Source organism: Bacillus sp. AFS073361 (assembly GCF_002567005.1).
Taxonomy (GTDB): Bacteria; Bacillota; Bacilli; order Bacillales; family Cytobacillaceae; genus Neobacillus.
Genome location: NZ_NUZU01000031.1, coordinates 72,803 through 95,695 on the forward strand (window position 1 = coordinate 72,803; position 22,893 = coordinate 95,695).

A 22,893-nucleotide genomic window follows, 5' to 3' on the forward strand; every position below is an offset into this window, starting at 1 on the left:
TGATTCCCCCCTTATAAATTAATAATGTCCATTATTTGTACAACCTATCATTTAATTTTCCTCTAAAACTCAATGGTGCCATTTCTCTACGTGTCAATTTCTATAGGTATATTTAAAATCTTATTTTTTACGTAAAAAAATAGATATTAATATTAAGAAAAGGGAACGCGTTAGCGCTCCCATCTTTTTTACATTATTGTATAGACAACAAAGGTTTGAGTTTATCATATTGAATCTCTTTTATACCCTTATTTATTCTTCATCGCTAATTCCGTTCTATTTTCGGCTAAAGGAGGTTGTTCCAGCCAACCGATATCAATCATCATGTCGAGCCAATCGTTTCCTATTTTTACGTCACCAGAAATTGCCATCATATAATGCGGGGTTAAATCCCTTCTGGGAGACGATGCCCATCCCGTTCCGTAATACACCATCGCAGTTGTAAATAAAAATCCGACTTGATACATCATTAGCTTTTCAGAAAACGGAGAAGTGGTGGAATTCGTCACTTCCGCTTCTAATATGGGTGGTGCAGGCAGATTTTCCTTATTTAAAAGGTCATTGAACATTTGGATGTGGCTGTCTTTTGTTTTCAATGCTTTTAATAGAAAGTCTCGAACGTTCTTAGACTGAGCGACTTGCCAAAAGGCCACTGTGACGGCTTTAGCCATTATGCTCTTCTTCAAATTAAAATAAATATCGGTAATTTCAATACAACTTAATGGTCGTTTTTCACCAAACCATCCCGCTAAAAAGTTTTCGTCTTTGACATAATCTGGCTTTTCAGGTGGTAAAACCACAGGGGGACGATAGTATAAGCCTTTTTCTAACAAAACATTCTTGGTCCGATTACACAATTCAACGGCAGATGCATTACAACGCGTGAAATATTCACGAACGTCCTGTCGAGCACTTGTGGTGATCGCGCCGCTGTACCCATGACAGCCATGGATGGTCATAATATTTAAATAATGCAAACACAAAACATCAGAAAAAAGACGTGGAGTGTTTGGTATCAGATCATGATTCGTAAATCCGATTGGAACTGGAAAACCTTCTTGGATTAAGAACTCTTTTATTTTCTCTAAATGTTGGGTACCAAGAGACATTGCATATTCAAAAACATCTCTGATTTCCTTGTCTTCCAGGTGTTCCATCATATGTTGGTGAAAGCAAATCCCTGCTGTTTCGTTTAAATATTGTGTCCAGAGGGCAGCAATCTCGGCGGAAGTCAATTTGGTTTTATGAATGGAAGACACACAAGACACCTCATTGTTTTTTTCATAGATTGTCTTACATTTCATTGAAATATACTTGTCTTTATTATATAAAACTTCGCGATTTGATTGGAATCACTTCTGGTTTCTTGACCATTCCATCACTTTTTTACTTTTATTTTCTCGGATATGGTCGTCCAGTACATCGGGTCTTCTAAGCCAAGTCTCCAAATCCCTATTCCCCGTAAGTCATATTTCTCTACAAGATTTAGCTTAAACCGCAGACTGTGGCTATTCTCAAACCAAACCTGGTGGCTATGATTTTTATCATCTACGTAACTGAAATGAGGTGTTTTCGTACGAGATTCCCATTTAACTTTCGCTTTATATTTTGTTTTCTGACTCATTAACATTGCATAGGAGCTATACAAGGCTTTGTTTGCTGTTGTATCCCAGTCCCATCCATAAGTAGCGATACCGAGTAAAATTTTGGAAGGTGGTACTTTATGTTTCAAAGCATAATCAATCGCTGCTTCTATCCAATTGACTGATGCTGTTGATCCGGGTGTTGTTCTTGGGTTGTGTTCATCGTATGTCATAATCATTAATCTATCTGAATATTGACCAAGCTTTTCGTAATCAAACCACGCTGACCAGGGATTAGCACGGGAATCACCTGTGTTTGCCGGAACTGAAACGGTTACTAACTTTCCGTCACGATGTAGTGATTCAGACAAATTCTTTATCAGTAAACTAAAGGAATCTCGATCAGTCAAATACAAATTTTCCATGTCAATATTAATCCCGTCATAGTTAAAATGATGCATTTCATTGCGTAAGTTTTGAATGAAAACATTGCGGTTTTTATCGCTTTTAAGGATATTTCCTGCTACACGCTTTCCCTTCTCCTCCGTTTCATAAAAAAGATTATGTACAACCATATATACCTTCAGGTGTTTTTCATGTGCACTTTGAATAACCGTTCTTTTATGATCTTCGGTAACCGAATCCATAAGTTTGCCTGGTCGTTTATCATCAAGCTTATACCAAAAGGGTGCAATGATACTTAAATGATTGAAATGTGAATTAACGGTAGGTTGAGACCCTGGTAACGTGCCTTCCTGTTCTGTATAGAAACCTAATACCTCGCGAGGAGTTTTATTCGTACTGTATTCTGCCTCTTTTCTTTGTGCCGGACTACAAGAAGACAAAAGTAAAAAGAGCAAACTTAAAGAAAGGATCGTGAATGACCGATAACAATATTTTCCCATCATGCACCTTCTTCTAATTCGTAGTTTTGGATAGAAATTGTTTTGTCAAAAAATTTAGCCCACTAACGAATGATACAGTAACTTGCCTCCCTATATTAGGTATAATGTTTCACAATTATGTAAGGTAGAAAAATAAATTTTGCTTGTTGATGTTTTCCTAACTCAACTTTAAGAAAAGAATAAATGAAGTGACAAATTGATAGGCTAAAACTGATCTGATCACCATAATAAAATCTTTGACCTCTATGCTAGAATAGCGGGATGTTCTCAAAATGTTCCACAGTTGGATAAGGATCATAGAAATGATGTAATAAGTTTTTCCAATCTTGATACTCATTGGATTGTCTAAATCCAACGGTATGATCTTCTAGAGTTTCCCACTTAATCAATAATAAATATTTCCCCTTCACTTCAAGACAACGCTGTAATTCGTGAGATATGTACCCTTTCATGGATGCGATGATTTCTGAGGCCTGACGAAATGCCTCCTCATACTCCTCTTCCATCCCTGGCCTAACCGTAAGCATAACCGCTTCCAATATCATGTAAGTCCCACCTTTCTTAATTGTAAAAATTAAATTAATTCTATCATATAATTCTAAGGTTAATTGGACCTAAAAATATCTCACACCGCGAATCCCTCCTAAAATTATCCTTTTTTCAGGAGAAAATTCATGAATATTTCATTTTTTATATGCGCTTCATGTATTTTTCGTCACACCTTTTATTCTTTGGCGGAGATACAATCAATCTGAAGCTATCCCATTAAAGGAGTTGAGAGATCTCAAGAGTTAAATAGATTAGTAGTGCAGTAATCATACATATGATTCTTTAAAAAACTTAAGGAGGGCAATCTATTGTTCAATTTATTGATTTTCGGGTTAATTGCTATTACCCTGGTGTTGCTAAGTATCTTTATGGATGGGCTGATGAGGTTATATAAGGAGGAGAAGGAAGCGGAAAAAAATAGGGTTCGCGATGGAATGGAAGGATATTTACATGGTATTGGTCCTGTAAAAATCTTTAAAACAATTCATGATGCCGATGGCAATATAAGATATTTGGTATATTTGCCGCAATATGAGTGGTTCAAAACACCAACCTACAAATGGTATGAAGTCTATGCCACACATAACGGCTTCCAGCACATCGAAGTAGAAAGATAATCTGCACATAGTAAAATGGCTTGGAGTAATCTCCAAGCCATTTTTGTGAAAATCTATTCTTTATTACTTAATATTTTCGATGATGGTTGCTACGCCTTGTCCACCGCCAACACATAATGTAGCTAAACCATATTGGTTTTCTCTTTTCTTCATTTCATGAATTAAAGTTACCAAAATTCTTGCTCCACTTGCACCGATTGGGTGGCCAAGTGCAATCGCACCGCCGTTAACATTTAGTTTTTCTTTACTAAAATGAAGTTCGCGATCAACTGCAATTGATTGAGCAGCAAATGCCTCATTTGCTTCAATTAAGTCAATGTCTTCTAATGATAAAGACGCTGAATTAAGAGCTTTTTTCACAGCTGGGACAGGTCCGATTCCCATAATACTCGGATCTACACCTGCAGAAGCATTCGCTTTGATTGTTACTAGAGGAGTAACTCCTAATTCCTCTGCCTTTTTACGGCTCATCACAACAAATGCAGCCGCACCGTCGTTAATGCCTGATGCATTAGCAGCAGTAACAGATCCATCCTTTTTAAATGCAGGACGAAGTTTACCTAAACCTTCTGCAGTTGCTCCAAAACGAGGGAACTCATCTTGGCTGAATAATGTTACTTGTCCTTTTCTTCCAGGTACCTCAACAGGAACGATTTCATCTGCAAAGCGATTCGATTCAATCGCTGCTTGAGCCTTTTGCTGACTCCATGCAGCAAATTCATCCTGTTCTGCACGTGAGATTTCATACTTTTCAGCAAGATTTTCAGCTGTGATTCCCATATGATAGTTATTTTCCGCACACCATAAACCGTCTTGAATCATGCTGTCTAACATTTTCTGATCGCCCATTTTGAAACCGTTGCGTCCGCCTTTTAACAGGTATGGAGCTTGACTCATACTTTCCATTCCACCTGCAACAACGATTTCAGACTCCCCAGCAAGAATGGCTTGTGTTGCTAAGTGAACAGCCTTTAAGCCTGATCCACAAACCTTATTAATTGTAAAAGCTGGTGACTCTTGAGGAATACCCGCTGCAAGAGAAGCTTGTCTTGCCGGATTTTGTCCTAATCCTGCTTGTAATACGTTCCCCATAATAACTTCATCCACATCATTTGGATTAATTCCAGCTTTTTCAATAGCTGCTTTAATGACAGTTGTACCTAACTGAGTGGCTGATACATTTTCTAAACTCCCTAAGAAACTACCAATAGCTGTTCTTACGGCACTTACAATGACAACTTCATTTACTGACATTCTGATCTCCTCCAAAGCTGATTTATGTATTTGAATAATTCCTCACAAATTTTACTACATTTAGCCCTACTTTTTGCGACAAACTATTCGACAAATTCAGAGTTATGTATTTATTACTTTCACTCTTTATTAATCAAAAATCTATTAAACTTTTTTAAAAATTAGGGATTAAACCAATGAATGGCAACGGAAAATGTCACATTCAAAAAAAACAATAGTGTAAGGGCATTTATGTTGAAATACATTAAAAAATGACGAATTTTGTAGAAAAATATTTATTTGAATTATTTTTCAATATTATTTATTTAAAATATTAACAACAAAAAAGAGAGAGAAAACCAAATTCCCCCTCTTAGCTTTGGCTATGCAATTTAAATTACTAATCCCCCATCCACACTTAAGATCGTCCCGTTTATATAATTGGCTTTATCTGAAGCCAAAAATAAGTACGCTGCGGCAATGTCTTCTGGTTTTCCAAGTTTCTTGAGCGGTGTCTTTTCCTTCATAAACTCAAGGACTTTATCTGGCACGGCAGCCGTCATGCCGGTTTCAATGAAGCCTGGAGCGACTGCATTGACCCTAATCCCTTTTGGACCAAATTCTTTTGCCCAGCTCTTGGTCAACCCGATTACACCAGCTTTGGTTGCCGCATAATTTGTTTGACCAATATTCCCATATAAACCGACCACTGAAGATGCGTTGAGAATAACCCCTACCCCCTGCTTTAACATATAAGGAGCAACCGCTTTCGTACATTTAAAAACCCCGGAGAGGTTTACAGAAATTACTTTTTCCCAAGCGGATTCATCCATTTTTGTAAGAAAGCCGTCTAGTGTAATTCCAGCATTATTGATGAGAATGTCGATTCGGTCTTGCTTTTCTACTGTGGCACTGACCATCTTTTCAATCTGTGCACTATCTGTTACATCCACTTTAAAAAACGCTAACTTTTCACTATTTAATTCCTCTAATGCATTTTTCCCAGCTGACTCATCATAATCACAAATTACAACACTTGCTCCCTCTTGAAGAAATTGTTTTGCCGTTTCTTTGCCGATTCCTTGTGCACCACCAGTAATTAACACGACCTTTTCATTAAATTCCAATACTATCACCTCATTTTTACTATTCTCAAAAGAACAACTACACTCATCATCATCCCAAGGCACATTGATAAAGAAAACAACAAAACAATTATAATAAGGGGGACGAAGCCCATTATTACCATTTTTAACCATAGTATGCTGAATTCTTTCTACTTATAACTTCTGTTAAATTCCTAGGTCATTTCGCGAAAAAGTGAGAATTTTGTCAAAAAATGAAGAAATGTATTTTGTGAATTTTTAAACTTTCACTTTTAATATTCCAAACAAGTTAGTATGATGGATACGTCAACAAAAAAGTAATCAAGGAGGTAGAAAGAATGAACCAAGATTTTAATTTTTATGATATGTGGAAAGATTTTTATTCCCAATCTAGTAAATTATTTGATGGAAAATTGGGTACGGAAGACTTTAATGTTTATGATATGTGGAAAGATATTTATTCCCAATCCAGCAAATTATTTGATGAAAAATTCGGCAATGATTACCCTTCACAAGGGATGGGACAGTTGTTGGAGATGAATCTTCAATTTAAAAAAATGATCGATGAATCTACATTAAAATATTTAGAGTTTATGAATGTCCCATCTCGAAATGACATCGCTAACATTTCATCGTTAATTGTTAATGTGGATGCAAAAGTTGACGACCTTGAAGAAAAACTGGAAGAAAAATTAGAAAATAATGAAGGTCAGTTGTCATTTAAATCAGAATTGTCAAATGTTAAAAAAGATGTGAAGAATTTGGATAATAAATTGAATCAAATTCTTACTCTGTTAAATACACAAAAAGAAAAGAAATAAAAACGGATTACATATTAGCATGTAATACAAAATAATGGATTAAATCAGCAGGATTATTTAAACAACTACTATAGATGAGGTGCAGAAAAATGACAGAATTAAAAGGCAAAGTAGCGATTGTAACAGGCGGCAGCAGAGGTATCGGTGCATCGATTGCATTAGAACTAGCTAAGAATGGCGCGAAAGTTGTTATTAACTATAATATCCGCAGAGAATTAGCAGATAAAGTAGTCGCAGAAATTAATGAGTTTGGTGGAGAGGCATACGCTGTTCAAGCAGATGTTTCAGAAAGTAATGAAGCAGCATACCTTGTACAAGAAACAATCAATCATTACGGCAAATTAGATATCCTTGTAAATAATGCAGGAATTACAAGAGACAGCACGTTCAAAAAATTGAGCGAAGAAGATTGGAGAAAAGTAATCGATGTAAATTTAAATAGTGTTTACAACAATACTTCTGCTGCTCTACCTTACCTTCTTGAATCAGATGCTGGCCGCATTATCAACATTTCATCCATTATTGGCCAAGCAGGCGGATTTGGACAAACCAACTATGCAGCAGCAAAAGCAGGACTTATTGGATATACTAAATCCCTTGCTCTTGAGCTAGCTAAAAGCAATGTAACTGTTAATGCGATTTGCCCTGGATTTATTGGTACTGAGATGGTTCAAGCCATTCCTGAAAAAGTTCTTGCAGGAATCGTTGAAAAAGTTCCACAAAAACGTTTAGGTAAACCAGAAGAAATTGCTCGTGGTGTTGTTTTCTTATGTAAAGATGGTGACTATATCACTGGTCAACAATTAAATATTAACGGTGGACTTTACATGTAATTGTCATGAAGGTACAACTTTCTTTATATATTAAGAGAGTAAATAAATTTTGTAAGGAGTGAACAGTCATTAACGTTTTGATGCCAAAAGAATGGAATGGTGTACTCGAATTTGCGCCTGAAAAGTATCAAGAGATGTATCAACGTGTCTACAGGGCAACTCAAGTGTTAACGACCGAGCCTGAACCGGAAGTAGCACCTACACCGAAAGAAGTTGTTTGGACTAGAAATAAAACGAAGCTTTACCGGTATATTTCTGACCAACCAAAAAAATATAAAACTCCCCTTCTTTTAGTTTATGCTCTAATCAATAAACCATATATCTTGGATTTAACTAAAGGTGGCAGTTTAATAGAATATCTAGTTGAGCGTGGGTTTGATGTTTATCTCCTTGACTGGGGTACACCAGGTTACGAAGATAGAAATATGAAACTAGATGATTACATTATGGACTATATCCCTCGTGCAGTTCGTAAGGTATTGAGAAAATCTAAAGCTGAGGAAGTATCGATTCTTGGTTATTGCATGGGTGGAACGATTACGTCTGCATTTGCGGCACTACACCCTGAATTACCAATTCGCAACCTTATCTTTATGACTAGTCCGTTTAATTTTGAAAATAGCGGTTCATATGGTCCGATGCTGGATGAGCGCTATTTTGATATTAATAAAGTCGTAGAAACCCTTGGTGTGATTCCACCAGAAATGATTGACTTTGGAAATAAAATGATCAATCCAATGGGAACCAACTTTGGACCATTAATTAGTCTCGTAGAGCGTGCTGATAATGAGAAATTTATTAAAAGCTTTAAACTTCTACGAAAATGGTTAAATGACGGGATTCTTTTCCCTGGTGAAGCCTACCGTCAGTGGATTAGAGACTTCTACCAAAATAATAAACTGATCAAAGGCGAAATGGTTATTCGAGGTAAAAAGGTTAAACTTGAAAATATCAAGGCTAATGTGCTCAATTTAGCTGGGGTAAACGACCTAATTGCCCCGCCACATCAAGTTGAGGCATTGATGAATGTGATTTCAAGTAAGGATAAAGAATTTAAAGTGTTACCTGTTGGACATACTTCGATTACTTTTGGCAGTCAAGCCACAAAAATAACGTATCCAACGATAGCGGATTGGTTAGAAGAAAGATCCAACTAAACCAATTTTAAATGAGTGTCCCTATAGGGGCACTTCTTTTATTTTATCTAGTGAAAAAGTAATGGCAGGTAAACAATTGGGCAATAGTGGTAAAATTAATTATAGGTAATTTTTAGGAAAAAAACAAGTATAATAGACAGAATTTATATTTAATTTAATTAATTCAAATAATTTAAAAATAATAAACCGAAAAAAAACACCACAGTATCAAATACTGTGGTAGAAAGAATGACTAACAACAATATCCAAAAGGATGCAAAGGAGGATTAGGCGGGAATGACCATTTTGGCTGCAACGATGGATCCCTCCAATGCCATGCTCCTAATGCAGCAGCACAGGCATCAATCAAATGGCTTTCCTCATCAATAAAAACAGGAAGCTTGGTTAATTTTTGCTCCGCAAACCAGTCTCGAATCCAGGTTCTTGCTGTGAGAATTTGTTTATAGCTCAAGACATATTCCAGATCCCTTTCAAGAAGTCTTGATCCAATCACTGCACCAGGATGCACCTCCACAATCGAAATCGGATATCTTGCAGCTAGATTCCCTATTTCTCTACTAAGCTTAATTCCTCTAAGAGTAAGATATACCATTCGATTTAAGGTTGGCGGCATGATGGATCCAGGTTTCATCCCAATTGAGACAATATACTGACGAAGCAGTTTATCCCCTAGCCGATCCCCTCCCCCATCTTCATACGATAAAGGGGCATCGATCCCGATAACGACTTCATCTAATTGACTTTGAGCCTCTATTTCTTTTAAAATATCCAAATCCCCTATATTCCTAATTAAATTCAAGAAATTTAATTGACCACTTTGTTGGTCAAATATAGTCAATACAGTATCTTTGTGATTACTTGGACCCGCTAAATCAATACCAATCACTCTCATAAGCAAACCACTTTATAAAAATTAATACTCATCACTAAACCCTGAAAATCCAATCGAGGCAGAAGAAAGATCTTGATCCCATTCTTGTTTTTGTTGTTTTTGCTGCAGCGATTTTAAGTCTGCACAAAGACGTTTCACATCCACTTTTTGTTCATAATGCCATTCAAGGGCAATCGATGTATATAATTCATTGAGCTGCGCATAGGAGAAATCCTTAGTCGAATCAATGACCTGTTGAATCTCGTCCTCTAAAAGAATTCGAGCAATATTCTTATTTAATAAATACTGATAACGGAGCTCCTTCGTCGGCACATGAATCTCATACGCACGGTCAAACCGGCCAGAGCGATTCATAAGTGCAGGGTCAATTTTTTCAGGATAATTTGTCGTCCCAATGATGAAAATACCTTCCTTCGAAGTAGCACCGTCTAAGATGTTCAAGAAGACAGAACGGACACTCGCTGGCATGGAATCAATATCCTCAATAACTAATACCAATGGTGTTAACTTCAATACCGATGTAAAGACCTCTTTTATGGTATAACTCGATGTAAATTCTGTGATCTGCCAATAAGCAACTGGAGCGTTAATGCTGCTGGCGATCGATTTCACGAGGGTGGTCTTACCATTACCAGGCTTCCCGTAGAGCAGAATTCCGCGCTTATAAGGAATGTCATAGGTTTTGAAAAACTGACCGCTTTCCGAGAAGAATTCGTCAATCGAACGGTAAATTTCACGCTTTAATGAATCCTCTAAAAAAACATCTTCTCTTCTAACCAATGTAGTAATACTATCAATCTCTGTTTCCACACCATCTTCCGTATCCGTAAAAACAGTGACATAGTTCTTAATATATTCTCTTTTTCTTTTAAGGACATACTTCAAAAAGGCTACTAAGCACGCATCATTTTTGGCAAAAATAAAATCACGAGTCATTTCCCCATCACTTTGATAAATGACTAATCTTGCTAGCGCCACCTGATAGTTTGGATAGTAAAAGAGACCGTTGATAATCCGTGGTTTAATAATCAGCTCCATCACCTTATCGGTATGGTTAGATGAGATGGTCTTGGTCTCCCCTTCTTTATAAATATGACAAATCAATTGTACTTCCGGAGATTCCTCTTTCAAGTCTTCCTCAAGAATGTCCCAAATTTCATTGGAGGTATCTTCATCAGAATACATTTGAAAGTCGATTCCCACTTCATTAACGAGTTTTTCTTGAATGGTAGAAACGATTTTGCCGTAGTCGTAATAATAAGGGAATGCTTCCCGGTCGATTTTATTAGTGTCAAACAAAACATTATTTTTCATCTAATTCTCCTTATTCTTATAAGTCATGAAACCTTCCCATCAATATCGTATGATAGTAATTTCCATCAGATAGGATCTTGTCCTTTTTTAAAATACCTTCCACTTCAAAACCAAATTTTTCATAGAGTTTAATGGCTTTATCATTGGTTTCGAGAACAGCCAACGATATTTTCTTAACTCCGTTTGAGTCCGCCCATTGGACAGATTCTTTTAATAAGTTTTTCCCGATTGCATATCCCCAGAATTCTCTTAAAACACAGACGCCAAATTCCACTTTATGTGCAAATCTTTTCAATTTGCTTCCTTCGCATCTGGAAAAACCTACAATTCTCTCATTGACCTCAACAACTAAAAATATATTACTCTTACTTTCTGTATCTTCTTTAATTATCTGTTTGAAACCTGATTCATCAATAAACGCTTCGCCTTTTTCTCTATCCAAATTCTCTGTTTCCCCATCGATCTGCAATCTAACTTCTGACAAGCTCATTGCATCCGTCTCATTTGCAGACCTAATGATATAGCGTAAATTATTCAAAAAATATTCCGTCGGTTCTACTCTCATAACGATCCCCTCCTTTTAATAGGACCATATTCTCATAATTGGAGGGTCCTTCTCTCCTATGTTATAGCACATACGTTTAGTAAAAGAAATGGTTGATTTTCTTTATCCGTAAAGACAAGACTTGAGAGTCATAAATTGCACATATGCAGCCTTTTCCCTGTATATAATGCAATAAGGCAATTATTGGGAAACGCAAAGGAGGTTGCCCCAATAGATGAATTCCCCATTAACGGAGCAGCAAATGCTGACCATCATTAAAAAAGGTCTGAAGAAATCTCAAAATCCTAAACAGATTATGATTATTGGTGCAGGGATGGCTGGACTCGTCGCGGCCTCTTTATTAAAGGAAGCTGATCATAGTGTCACCATTTTGGAAGCAAATGATAGAGTGGGCGGACGTGTTTATACAATAAGAACGCCTTTTAGCGAGAACTTATATTTTAATGCCGGACCGATGCGAATTCCCGAAAAACATCAATTAACCATTGAATATATTAAAAAATTTAAGTTGCCTACCAATCTATTTATAAACCGAACTCCAAATGACATCCTCTACGCCAATGGCATTAAAACAAGGCTTCAATTGTATGAGAAGGATCCCAGCATTTTAAAATACCCCGTTACTCCAAATGAAAAAGGAAAATCAGCGGAAGAACTTTTGTTATCTGTCGTCCAACCGATCATCGATTTTATAAACAAAGATCCAAAAAAGAATTGGCCTCTTATAGAAAAACAATATAGAAATCTATCGTTAGGCTCTTTCTTAGACTACTATTTTTCTGTCGGTGCAAATGATATGATTGGTGTGCTTATTGACTTGGAAGCGTATATGGGGATGACCTTTGTAGAGATATTACGAGAACTCATCATCTTAAGCGGAACGAAGAATTTTTATGAAATAACGGGTGGAATGGATCTATTGCCTAAAGCCTTTCAACCACAATTATACGAAAATATTTTGTTTAACCAAAAATTAATGAAAATATCTCAACATCAAAACAATGTAACCATTCATTGTAAGCACCAGAAGACCGATCAGAGCTTAAGCATGACTGGTGACCTTGCCATCGTGACTATTCCATTTTCAACGCTCCGGTTTGTGCAAGTCGAGCCCTATGAATCCTTCTCCTATTTTAAAAGGACAGCGATTCGTGAACTCAATTATATGGCCTCCTCTAAGATTGCCATCGAGTTTAAAAGTAGATTTTGGGAGAAAGCAGGGCAATTAGGTGGTAAATCAATCACCGATCTGCCCATTCGATTTTCCTATTATCCAAGCTATGGTATTGGTTCAAAAGGACCTGCGGTTGTTATTGCGAGTTATACTTGGGCAGATGAGGCTTTAACCTTGGAGAGTCTATCTGAAAGAGAGATGATCCAAATTGCACTAAAGAACTTGGCTGAAATATTTGGGAATCAGGTTTATTCAGAATTCGTTACAGGTGCAGCTTTTAGCTGGAGTAAAAACCCATATTCTTGCGGAGGTTTTACCTCTTTTGAACCGGGTCAGGACGTTGAGCTATATCCGTATATTTCTACACCCGAGGGAAGAGTACACTTTGCTGGTGAACATACCGGCCTTACCCACGGCTGGATTCAAGGGGCAATTGAATCCGGGATCCGTGTGGCAAATGAAGTGAATGACATACCTAAGTAATTTAATATAAAAGGCTGCGAGGCAGCCTCTTCTTTTCCTATAAATGATAAGTTTTATTTTAGCGTTTTTGTCATAATAAAATCTATTTGTTCCTCATCACCCATATAAAAAGAGTGTGCGCCAGTTTGAACAAACCCCATTTTCTTATAAAAAGCAATAGCATTTTCATTTTTTTCCCATACGCCCAGCCAGATTTTCTTTTTATTACGTTCGATTGCTATTTCCATAGCTTTATTTATCAAATATTTTCCAAGCCCGTGTTTTTGAAATTTGATCCCTATATAAATCCTCTCGATTTCAAGTGATTCATCCCCCATTTCCTCAGACTGAGCCTCTTTGGTATTGATTTTTAAATATCCAGCGACCTCTTTATTAAAATATACAAAAAAGAATTCAGAAGAAATATTGGATAATTCTTTTTCTATTTGATTTAAGTTGAATGCCCTTTCTAAATAGGCTTTCATATTTTCGGGTGAGTTCTGGTCTTTAAATGTTTCATTAAATGTTTCGTAACTAATTTCTTGTAGTGTATGTAAATCTTCAAGGGTACACTTCTTTATGATTATAGTCATTTTAATTTTGTCACTCCTTTATTAACTAATAATTTCTCTTGTTCCCCTTTTTTACAAATTCCCAGTCTACTTCAATATTTTTTCGAACTCTTTGAAGAAGAGTAAACATGGTTTCTACTTCCCTTTCGGAAAAGCCCTCTAATGCTACCATGTTGGAATAATCATTTTCTCTTCTTATGAAAGGATAAACATAATTCCCTTTTTCCGTTGGAAAGAGTTTTTTTATTTTCTTGTTTTGTTGGTCCTCTTGTTTTTCTATAAAACCACTCATTTCAAGTTTTTTTATCGCACGAGCTGCAGTTGTTCTGTCTACCTTTATCATTTCAGCTAACTTCTCTTGAATGATTCCTGGATATTCACATATTCGAACAAGGTACAAATACTGCCCTTTTGTCAGGTCATATTCTTTAAATTCTATATTACTTATCGAATCCAAGGCCCTTGCGATCATTCCAATTTCGCGTAGAATTTCTTTCATGATTTTTCTCCTTTCTTCGTTTTTTGTTGCATTTACTATAAAAAGTAATATGAATAAAATGTAACCTAATTTTATTGCATTTACAACAATTAAATAAATTTAATCAAATACAAAATCTGACAATGTTCGACGGTTACATTTGTTAGAATAGTTGTATAAATGTAATCAAACTGTAATCTATGACATAAATACATAGTTTAAGAGAATGAAATATTTAAAGCTTGGATATCATCAGATGTAGGAGGGAACTTTATGGAAAGCACAGCAGTAACTAAAGAAATGGACTTAAAACGCGAAAATTCAGTAAAGTGGTTCGCAAACTGGAGGTTTATTACCGGAAGTCTTCTCTTCATGATCATACTCTTGATTGCAGCAATCTGGTACTATCAAGCAAACCATTTTAATTCAAATATCAAGATTAATGGGATAAACGTGGGTGGAATGACCGCTGATCAGGCATTAAAGAAATTAAAAACTACTATATTGAAAAATACCGTCTATGTCGGTGATAAACAAGTTTTCGATGGAAAAGATACAAAAATGAGATTTATGAAAAGTGACCTGCCCCAAGTCAAAAAAATACTAAAGGGCCAGTGGACGTTTTTTCCTTCATCAAAAGCGAATAATTATTCCTTATGGCCTAGTAAACAAGATCAATATCGAAACGAAACGTTGAAAAAGCAAGTGGAAGAAAAGCTGTTAGCCATGAATCAAACGTTAAAAAAGCCAAAAGATGCGGAGGTTCGTTTAGTAAAAGGTCAAATTGTTGTCACTAACAGTGTTAGCGGAGATCAGTATGATGTCCCTAGTCTTTTGAAGGACTTTGAAAAACACAATTATGTTAGTGAAATCTATCTCAATCCAGTCTACATACAGCCCATTAAAGAATACAGCGAGTTTATAAAAAATCAACAGAAAATGCTAGAAGAATTCCTTGTGCAGACCGTTGATTATAAAGTACAGAACAAAGTTTTTAAGTTATCCGCAAAAGAATTAATTAAAAATGCATCTATTACAAAAGATTTGCAGATTAAGATTAATGATGAGGGTGAGGTTAAGAAAAAGATTGCTGAAATTAACCATTCTCAGTCCACACTAAACAAGGATTTCACATTCAATACCCATTCAGGTTCGGTCATATCGGTTAAAGGGAAAGGCTATGGATGGGCCATAAATGTTGATAAAGAAATCCCCCGTATTGTGAAAGCTTTTGAAAGTGGGAAGAAATCAGTTTCCGCCTCGAATATTTACGGAAATGGATGGAAAGGTGAAGGCTACGGATATGACACTGTCAAGAACAATGGGATTGGCAATACGTATGCTGAGGTCTCCATAGCAGCGCAGCGAATTTGGATTTACAAAAATGGGAAGTTAGTCGTCACAACGAATGTGGTTACAGGCAATCATAGTACCCAACATGATACATCACCAGGAGTGTGGTATATCCTTTATAAGCAAACACCTGCTGTCCTAACGGGCAGAGAAAACGGAAAAATTACCTATCAGACACCGGTTCAATATTGGGTCCCTTTTACGAATGACGGGCAGGGATTCCACGATGCCAACTGGAGGTCAAACTTTGGTGGCAATATCTATAAAAGCAATGGATCCCATGGCTGTGTCAACACCCCGCCTAGCGTTATGAAAACGGTGTATGACAATCTCAGCACTTATGATCCAGTTGTCGTTTATTGAGGCATTGGTAAAGACTGAAGAAGCAGCCCTAGAATGATGTATGGCTCTTTTACGACTTTGCTTAAAATCCTATATAAAAAGGAGAAACATCATGTTTCTCCTTTTTTAACGTATTATTTTAAGGGGTTTCATCGCTTTTGTACTCTAAAATATCTCCAGGTTGACAATCCAAAGCTTTACATATTGCTTCTAGCGTGGAAAAACGAACTGCTTTTGCTTTCCCGTTTTTTAGAATGGAAAGGTTCGCCATTGTAATCCCAACCCTTTCCGAAAGTTCAGTTACGCTCATTTTCCTTTTCGCCAGCATCACATCAATATTGATTATTATCGCCATTGTTCTCACCTCAGACCGTTAAATCATTTTCTGATTTTATATCAATCGCTTCTTTCAAAAGCTTCTGGAGAACAGCTGCAAAAACTGCAATCACGAGTGAAGCAAACGGAACAATCAATCCGACAAAGATGACACCTGGGGCGTCGTCTTTATCCGCAAAGAGATAGAATAGCGGTAAGACGAGTACATGCAAGATACTGATTGTGATGGCACATTGTTTGATTTTCTTTAATGCATTTACAGACAATTCGGAGAAAGCTTCATTTTTGTCAATATGGCGTAACAGTTTGAATGCTTGGTACAAAGCAAAGTAAAAAGGAATCGCTGATGCATAAAAAATAATGGAAACGAAATATTTTATAGAAGAAAAATCAGGTAGCAATTTTGCTGCAAGATTTCCAAGTTCAGGTACCAAAAAGATGCACAATGCAAGAACTGGGATTCCTATAAAAATAACAGCTACTTTTAAAAAGAGTGTCGTAACTTGTTTCATAAAAGCACCTCACATAATTAATTATAATCTGATTTTATATCATTATTTATCGTTTATCAATAAAAACTTATTGGTTTTAATTATATACTTGTTGTTATAAGTATATTCTTTTATTTTTACATAATAGGCTGTGTTAAACTTGTCTGTTGATTTCCGTTCCAGGCACAAGCGGTTCGCGGGCGTGCCGGGGAGCCTCCTCGTCGCTTTGCTCCTGCGGGGTCTCCCCTGCCCCGTACTCCCGCAGGAGTCTTCGTGCCTTCCACTCCAATCAACAGAGTGGAAAATCAACATTAATCTTTAACACAGCCAAATAGTAAAAAGCATTCCTTTTTTGCAAAGAAATGCTTTTTACTTGTATCGAGTTAATTTTATTATTTAATGTTTTGTAGTTGTTTTGCGATTACGGCCCTTTGTCTTAGGCTTTATAAGTTTGACTCACTTCAACTTTTACATTTTGTTTTTTTATTACAATCACAAATAGGCTGGCTAACAAGCAAAACATTCCTGCTAGAACAAAGGCCCATGTATAGGATGTGAAGATATTATAGATAATCCCTGCTCCACCGGCTGCCACAGCAGAACCTAATTGGTGGGCAGCAAAGATCCAGCCATAAACCACGACACTTTTTTCAATCCCAAAAATTTGCCGTGAAATGTTAATCGTTGGTGGTACAGTTGCGATCCAATCTAATCCATAAAAAACGGAAAAAATAATAAGTAGCGTAATTGAACCTTTGGCTAGTGCTAAGGGAAGTAAGACGAGTGAAGCCCCTCTTAAACCGTAATACCAAAACAGCAGCCACCGGTTATCAAACCGATCCGAAAGCCACCCAGAAAGAGTGGTTCCAATTAAATCAAAAATCCCCATAAACGAAAGCATCGAAGCTGCTGTAACTGCCGTAAATCCAAAGCCAATACAATAAGAAATAAAATGAGTACCAATTAATCCACTTGTTGAAAGCCCGCAAATAAAGAAACTGCCTGCAAGTAACCAAAATTCCTTCACTTTTACTGCTTCAAACAATGTACGAAAGGCGATAATGATTGGATTATTCTTTACAACGACTTGCTGTCCAGGCGGTTCTTTTTCTAATCCATAACGAAGCAGCCCTATTTCTTTTGGTGAATTCTTCATAAAGAGTAGGATGATAATCAACATAATGAAGCTCAGGATAAGAATAAAACCAATTGCCCATTTCCAGGAAGATTCTTCGATAATAATCGCTAACAGCGGTAGAAGGATTAGTTGTCCTGTCGCTGTACTCGCAGTCAAAATGCCAACTGCAAGTCCCCTTCTTTTTTCAAACCAATGATTGGCAACATAAGGGCTTAATATCGTTAAGAACAGCCCCGACCCTAGGCCAATGATTACTCCCCAAATGATCATTAATTGCCAAGGTTCCGTCATAAAAAGAGTAAGCAAAACTCCAACCATTAGTGTAGACATCGCCAAAACCATCATTTTCTTTAAACCAATTTCCTCTAACAGCGCCGCCATAAAAGGGCCAGAAAACCCGTATAGCAGTAGGTTAAGGGCAAACGCCATCGAGATTAGTGAACGATCCCATCCGAAGGCATTTTCCAAAGGGACAATCAAGACCCCTGAGGAGGATCGAACAATTCCTGCTACGATAATAGAAAAAAATGTGATCAATAAAATAAACCAACTATAATGTATCCGTTTCAAGTCTTTTTATCCTCCGGTTGTTGGGAATTTTCAGAATAAGTTTATAATAACATACCTGTCAACAGTAATAGTTCATCCATAAATCCCTCCAAGAGTCCATGACAGTGCACCTTTTTTTTAGAAGAAAGCTTTTGAAATGAAAAGCCCGATTTCCGCTTCAATCACGAAGCAAAATCGGGCTTGTTTTTTGTTGTGGGAATCAATTTTTACTTCTTAGAATCTCATTCACGGTGGTTCTCATGGAATAAATAACGGTTTTCTTGTAATGCGCAGCAATAAAAAGAACTCGGATTTGTTCGGACCGCGATAGTTGTTTAAAACGAGGTTCTTGCTTTAAAAATGAGCGGACGATTGACCAGCTGGCCGGCATTAAAGGAAAGTCATCCAGGGGTTGTTTGTTACGGAATCGATGAAACCACGAGAACATTCCAGTGGAACTACTGCTTTTATCGACTATACAGGGAGCGTAAATATTTTTCGTATGTTTCTTAAGGGATTCGAATCGATCTTGCCCGCTAACAATAATATAATTGCCATCTTTGCGATTTTTTTTGACAACCAAAACAAACATGCAATCCCACATGACTCTCTGCAGTCTCTTAAGATGCTCTGTAATTTTCATCGATAAATCTGGCTTGATCTTGGTTAGAGGAATATACTGGATCGTGAATTTCATACTCAGCCCCTCCTATGTTTTCATTTTCCTTCCCTCAGTTTCTTATAGCAGGTGCGTTATACTAGTGAAATCCGTTTTTAAGATCCCTATTTAAAAATGTATGATGAAGGGCGCATGTCACATACGAAGTAAGTAAAAAACAATTCAAGAGGTTCTTTGTGGGTGCTCTCTTATTAAAAGACATGTGAGGCCCCGATCTGATAAATAGACGGAAAAATTCCGCTTAATTCGTAATTATCATTAAAAAGGGCATAAATAGGCGGAGAGATTCCGCCTATTTACTCAAAAAATTTGAAAAAGTGAGATTTTTCTTTGCATAACAGGAAAAACTCCGCTTATTTACCCCGAAACGAGCTCCATTCCCCATTTAACCGGAAATTCTCCGCTTATTTCTTTTGCTGGTTAACTATTAAAGAATCAAGGGATTCTTTTCTCTACAACTCTTCTCCCCGAGTTTCAATAATATGCTTATACCAATGGAATGAAAGCTTTTTCTTTCGGTTTAAGTGATCCTTATGATCCACGTAAATAAATCCGTATTGTTTTTTATACCCATTTAACCAGCTCAAAAGATCAATCACAGACCAGGCATAATACCCTTTAAGATGGATGCCTTCTTTCATCGCACGCTTAACCACTTTTAAATGTTCCTCAATATATTTTATCCGTGGCACATCAACAATTTCACCCTCGATGATCGGATCTTCATCACCCAGGCCATTTTCAGTGACATACATTTTAATATCACCATAACGGTCTTTTAGCATATGCAGGCCGTCTAAGAATCCTTCCGGCGAGATTTCCCAGCCCCATTTTGTATAGGTTTTATCCTCCATTTTCACAGTTCGATAAAAATAATCAAAAGACGGGTTTCCTGGTGCTAAAGTAGAGGATTCTCGTGAGTGTTCCAACGATGATGGAGTTTCATGATTTTTTTCCACTCGGATTGGCTGATAGTAATTAAGTCCAATAAAATCATTTTTACTTGCATTTCGTTTTAACGCATTTAGCTCTTCTTCTGTCCAGATTGGTGTCCAGCCCTTCTTCTCTAACTGCTCAACCACATAGGACGGATATTCTCCTTTTAAAATAGGGTCATAGAACCAAAAAGTTTCATATTCATTGGCATGTCTTGCTGCCAATACATTCTCAGATTGATTATCGACACTGAAGGCAGGTAAGAACACATGGGTAATCCCGATCTCTCCGTACTGATTCAGTTCCTTATAAACTTCAACCGCTTTCGCATGGGCATAAAACACATAATGCGTTGCTTGGAAGTATTTTTTCTCATCATTTTGAATTCCAGGTGGATGTGCTCCTTTTAAATAGCCTAATCCTGTAAACATCACTGTTTCATTAAAGGTAATCCAATGTTTGACACGATCCCCGAATGCCTGATAACACACTTCTGCATACTTCACAAAAGCTTCTGCTGTTCGTTTATTCGTCCATCCTCCATCTTCTTCGAGCGTCAATGGCAAATCCCAATGATACAGGGTAACAAAAGGAACGATTCCATACTTTAAACATTCATTAATGATATTATTATAAAATTCCAAGCCCTTTTCATTAACGTCGCCGTCCCCTGTTGGTAATATCCTCGCCCAAGAAATCGAAAACCGGTACGATTCAAGCCCCATCTCTGCCATTAATTTAATATCTTCTTTGTAACGATGATAATGATCAATCGCTACATCTCCGTTCGTCCCCTCATAAGTTTTCCCTGGAATCTTCGAAAAGACATCCCAATTGGTAACACCTTTCCCATCTTCATTCCATGCACCTTCTATTTGATACGAAGCAGAGGCAGCTCCGAATAAAAAATCATGTGGAAACTTCATTTTATACCCTCCTTTCCTCAAAAATATGACTACAGAAATCTGATAAAACCCAAAGATAGTATCTACTGTAATGGAATACTTTAATGCAATTTCATTCTAATTAATTGCTGATTAAGCTATTGTAATTTACTTTGAATGGTAGAGCTCAATTAGGAAATATTATATTTGTATAATTAACAGAAAAGTGGAGGTCATAGTATGGCAAGAAAAAAAGACAAGTTTGCCGTATATTTGGGAAATATTGCGACGAATTTAAAAGAAAGTGCAAACTATTTCGCTGATTATAAACTGAAAAATGTGAGTGACCTGAAGATTTTTTCCGAAAAAATGAAGGATTATGAAAACAACGGGGATTCTTTAGTCCATGAGGTGATCAAAGATTTACATAATGCTTTTATCACCGTTATCGAACGTGAGGATATTTTAACACTGACAATGAGCATGGATGATGTTTTAGATGGCTTAGAACATACTGCTGCCTTGTTTGAAATGTATTCAATTATTAATGCTGATGATTATATGCTTCGGTTTGTTGAAGCCATCCAAAGCTGTACGGTTGAAATTGAAACAGCTGTTGAAATGTTGGCATCAAAGAAATTACAAAACATGAGGGAGCATGCCATTACCATAAAAGATTTGGAATCGAAATGCGATGCTATATTACGAGAATCCATTACACATTTGTTTGCAAATGAAAAAGATCCGATTCGTATTATTCAATATAAAGAAATCTATGAAGAACTTGAAAACATTGCAGACTTCTGTCAAGTCGTCGCCAATACATTGGAAAGTATTATCATGAAAAATGCATAATCACCTTCCTGATAAAACTTAGTAAATTCAAGTCAGTCCATTTTGGAGGAATAAATGACGATTATCGTTATCATCCTTATACTTGCGTTAATCTTCGAATTCATTAATGGTTTCCATGATACCGCTAACGCAATTGCGATGTCAGTTTCTACAAAGGCCCTATCACCAAGATTTGCTGTTTTTTATGCAGGCGCCTTAAACTTTGTCGGTGCTTTAACTTCACAAGCGGTTGCGAAATCAATAGGCGGAAAGATTGCCGATCCTTTTCAAATTGATAATGGATTGTTAATCGTCATTGCTGCACTGATTGCCGCGATTTTTTGGAACCTTTTAACCTGGTACTATGGGATTCCTTCTTCATCTTCCCATACGTTAATCGGTTCAGTGGCAGGAGCAGTTATATTTGGATCCGGTTTTGATGCAATAAACTGGGAAGGATTCACCGATATTATTAAAGCCCTAATCATTTCGCCCTTTTTAGCATTTGGTGTTGGATTTATCATCATGAAAATATTAGCGATTATCTTTAAGAATGCCAATCCATATCGGGCAACGAGAGGTTTTCGGGGATTCCAAATCATCGCCTCTGGGCTAGCGGCATTTTCTCACGGAGGAAACGATGGCCAAAAAACGATGGGGATCATTGTCTTCGCTTTGGTGGCAGGCGGATTCCAATCGACATTGGATGTCCCGTTTTGGGTACAAGTCCTCTGTGCTGGTACTATCGGTCTTGGTACCATGATTGGTGGAATGCGGATTATTAAAACCGTTGCTAAAAAAATCTTCAAAGTAAAACCAATCAATGGATTTGCCGCAGATTTAACCTCATTTGCCGTTTTACAAGGGGCAACCATGTTTGGACTCCCCGTATCAACGACACATGTGTCTTCATCTGCGATATTAGGCGTGGGATCGTCCAAGCGGTTTAAGGGTGTGAACTGGGGAGTCGCGATACGAATTGTTACAACGTGGGTGATTACATTGCCTATATCAGCATTGATAGCCGGGTTGGTAATGATGGTATTAAAACTTTTCATATAAGAATATATCAATTATTGTAAACATAAAA

General features: G+C 37.0%; 23 protein-coding genes. 8 read left to right on the forward strand and 15 right to left on the reverse strand.

Going from position 1 to position 22,893, the window contains the following annotated elements:
• Window positions 1–248: 248 nt before the first annotated feature.
• From COJ96_RS15225 to COJ96_RS15235, 3 genes are all read right to left on the reverse strand, one after another.
• Window positions 249–1,259, reverse strand: a complete 1,011-nt coding sequence (locus COJ96_RS15225) for a DUF3231 family protein (protein WP_180230130.1) — start codon at window positions 1,257–1,259, stop codon at window positions 249–251.
• A gap of 119 nt (window positions 1,260–1,378) precedes the next feature.
• Window positions 1,379–2,491, reverse strand: a complete 1,113-nt coding sequence (locus COJ96_RS15230) for a glycosyl hydrolase family 18 protein (RefSeq protein ID WP_257148529.1) — start codon at window positions 2,489–2,491, stop codon at window positions 1,379–1,381.
• 245 nt (window positions 2,492–2,736) lie between these two features.
• Complete coding sequence (locus COJ96_RS15235) at window positions 2,737–3,033, reverse strand: antibiotic biosynthesis monooxygenase family protein (protein ID WP_098574666.1); 297 nt, start codon at window positions 3,031–3,033, stop codon at window positions 2,737–2,739.
• 312 nt (window positions 3,034–3,345) lie between these two features.
• On the opposite strand from COJ96_RS15235, the gene COJ96_RS15240 reads away from it, so the two are divergent.
• A complete protein-coding gene (locus COJ96_RS15240) occupies window positions 3,346–3,654 on the forward strand; it encodes a hypothetical protein (RefSeq protein ID WP_098574667.1) in 309 nt (102 codons plus the stop codon).
• Between the two features lie 63 nt (window positions 3,655–3,717).
• Here COJ96_RS15240 and COJ96_RS15245 read toward each other — a convergent pair whose 3' ends face one another.
• Window positions 3,718–4,908, reverse strand: coding sequence for an acetyl-CoA C-acetyltransferase (locus COJ96_RS15245; RefSeq protein ID WP_098574668.1), 1,191 nt, complete (start codon window positions 4,906–4,908; stop codon window positions 3,718–3,720).
• Window positions 4,909–5,279: 371 nt separating this feature from the next.
• Entirely contained in the window at window positions 5,280–6,014 is a 735-nt protein-coding gene (gene fabG, locus COJ96_RS15250; protein ID WP_098574669.1) for a 3-oxoacyl-[acyl-carrier-protein] reductase, read from the reverse strand.
• Between the two features lie 317 nt (window positions 6,015–6,331).
• On the opposite strand from fabG, the gene COJ96_RS15255 reads away from it, so the two are divergent.
• From COJ96_RS15255 to phaC, 3 genes are all read left to right on the forward strand, one after another.
• Window positions 6,332–6,814, forward strand: coding sequence for a polyhydroxyalkanoic acid synthase subunit PhaR (locus COJ96_RS15255; protein ID WP_098574670.1), 483 nt, complete (start codon window positions 6,332–6,334; stop codon window positions 6,812–6,814).
• 89 nt (window positions 6,815–6,903) lie between these two features.
• Window positions 6,904–7,647, forward strand: coding sequence for a 3-oxoacyl-ACP reductase (locus COJ96_RS15260; protein WP_098574671.1), 744 nt, complete (start codon window positions 6,904–6,906; stop codon window positions 7,645–7,647).
• Window positions 7,648–7,727: 80 nt separating this feature from the next.
• Window positions 7,728–8,804: a class III poly(R)-hydroxyalkanoic acid synthase subunit PhaC gene (phaC, locus tag COJ96_RS15265; RefSeq protein WP_098574672.1), complete on the forward strand. Its 1,077-nt coding sequence runs from the start codon at window positions 7,728–7,730 to the stop codon at window positions 8,802–8,804.
• Between the two features lie 232 nt (window positions 8,805–9,036).
• Here phaC and COJ96_RS15270 read toward each other — a convergent pair whose 3' ends face one another.
• The 3 genes from COJ96_RS15270 to COJ96_RS15280 are packed head-to-tail and all read right to left on the reverse strand — an operon-like array spanning window position 9,037 to window position 11,575.
• On the reverse strand, window positions 9,037–9,696 hold the full coding sequence (locus tag COJ96_RS15270; RefSeq protein ID WP_098574673.1) for a DUF429 domain-containing protein: 660 nt from the start codon (window positions 9,694–9,696) through the stop codon (window positions 9,037–9,039).
• A 21-nt stretch (window positions 9,697–9,717) separates the two neighbouring features.
• A complete protein-coding gene (locus COJ96_RS15275; RefSeq protein WP_098574674.1) occupies window positions 9,718–11,010 on the reverse strand; it encodes an AAA family ATPase in 1,293 nt (430 codons plus the stop codon).
• A gap of 16 nt (window positions 11,011–11,026) precedes the next feature.
• Window positions 11,027–11,575 (reverse strand): GNAT family N-acetyltransferase, encoded by a 549-nt coding sequence (locus COJ96_RS15280; protein ID WP_098574675.1) that lies wholly within the window; start codon window positions 11,573–11,575, stop codon window positions 11,027–11,029.
• A 214-nt stretch (window positions 11,576–11,789) separates the two neighbouring features.
• On the opposite strand from COJ96_RS15280, the gene COJ96_RS15285 reads away from it, so the two are divergent.
• Complete coding sequence (locus COJ96_RS15285; protein WP_098574676.1) at window positions 11,790–13,232, forward strand: flavin monoamine oxidase family protein; 1,443 nt, start codon at window positions 11,790–11,792, stop codon at window positions 13,230–13,232.
• Window positions 13,233–13,285: 53 nt separating this feature from the next.
• Here COJ96_RS15285 and paiA read toward each other — a convergent pair whose 3' ends face one another.
• A complete protein-coding gene (gene paiA / locus COJ96_RS15290; RefSeq protein WP_098574677.1) occupies window positions 13,286–13,804 on the reverse strand; it encodes a spermidine/spermine N(1)-acetyltransferase in 519 nt (172 codons plus the stop codon).
• A gap of 25 nt (window positions 13,805–13,829) precedes the next feature.
• Entirely contained in the window at window positions 13,830–14,282 is a 453-nt protein-coding gene (locus COJ96_RS15295) for a MarR family winged helix-turn-helix transcriptional regulator (protein WP_098574678.1), read from the reverse strand.
• A 252-nt stretch (window positions 14,283–14,534) separates the two neighbouring features.
• Here COJ96_RS15295 and COJ96_RS15300 point away from each other — a divergent pair, with 252 nt between their 5' ends.
• Window positions 14,535–15,977 carry a L,D-transpeptidase family protein gene (locus COJ96_RS15300; RefSeq protein ID WP_098574679.1) on the forward strand — a complete coding sequence of 481 codons (1,443 nt, stop codon included), beginning with the start codon at window positions 14,535–14,537 and terminating at the stop codon, window positions 15,975–15,977.
• Window positions 15,978–16,095: 118 nt separating this feature from the next.
• On the opposite strand, the gene COJ96_RS15305 is transcribed toward COJ96_RS15300, so the two are convergent.
• The 5 genes from COJ96_RS15305 to COJ96_RS15325 form a co-directional block, all read right to left on the reverse strand.
• Window positions 16,096–16,311 carry a helix-turn-helix domain-containing protein gene (locus COJ96_RS15305; protein ID WP_098574680.1) on the reverse strand — a complete coding sequence of 72 codons (216 nt, stop codon included), beginning with the start codon at window positions 16,309–16,311 and terminating at the stop codon, window positions 16,096–16,098.
• 10 nt (window positions 16,312–16,321) lie between these two features.
• The gene (locus tag COJ96_RS15310) at window positions 16,322–16,804 is read right to left on the reverse strand and encodes a DUF2975 domain-containing protein (RefSeq protein WP_098574681.1); all 483 of its coding nucleotides are present in this window, start codon (window positions 16,802–16,804) and stop codon (window positions 16,322–16,324) included.
• Between the two features lie 415 nt (window positions 16,805–17,219).
• Entirely contained in the window at window positions 17,220–18,491 is a 1,272-nt protein-coding gene (locus COJ96_RS15315; protein WP_098574682.1) for an MFS transporter, read from the reverse strand.
• A gap of 199 nt (window positions 18,492–18,690) precedes the next feature.
• Window positions 18,691–19,167 carry a hypothetical protein gene (locus tag COJ96_RS15320; RefSeq protein WP_098574683.1) on the reverse strand — a complete coding sequence of 159 codons (477 nt, stop codon included), beginning with the start codon at window positions 19,165–19,167 and terminating at the stop codon, window positions 18,691–18,693.
• 434 nt (window positions 19,168–19,601) lie between these two features.
• Complete coding sequence (locus COJ96_RS15325; protein WP_098574684.1) at window positions 19,602–21,011, reverse strand: GH1 family beta-glucosidase; 1,410 nt, start codon at window positions 21,009–21,011, stop codon at window positions 19,602–19,604.
• 198 nt (window positions 21,012–21,209) lie between these two features.
• Between COJ96_RS15325 and COJ96_RS15330 the strand changes: the two genes are divergently transcribed.
• Window positions 21,210–21,824 carry a DUF47 domain-containing protein gene (locus tag COJ96_RS15330; protein WP_098574685.1) on the forward strand — a complete coding sequence of 205 codons (615 nt, stop codon included), beginning with the start codon at window positions 21,210–21,212 and terminating at the stop codon, window positions 21,822–21,824.
• A 54-nt stretch (window positions 21,825–21,878) separates the two neighbouring features.
• Window positions 21,879–22,865 carry an inorganic phosphate transporter gene (locus COJ96_RS15335; protein ID WP_098574686.1) on the forward strand — a complete coding sequence of 329 codons (987 nt, stop codon included), beginning with the start codon at window positions 21,879–21,881 and terminating at the stop codon, window positions 22,863–22,865.
• The last annotated feature ends 28 nt before the right edge of the window (window positions 22,866–22,893 follow it).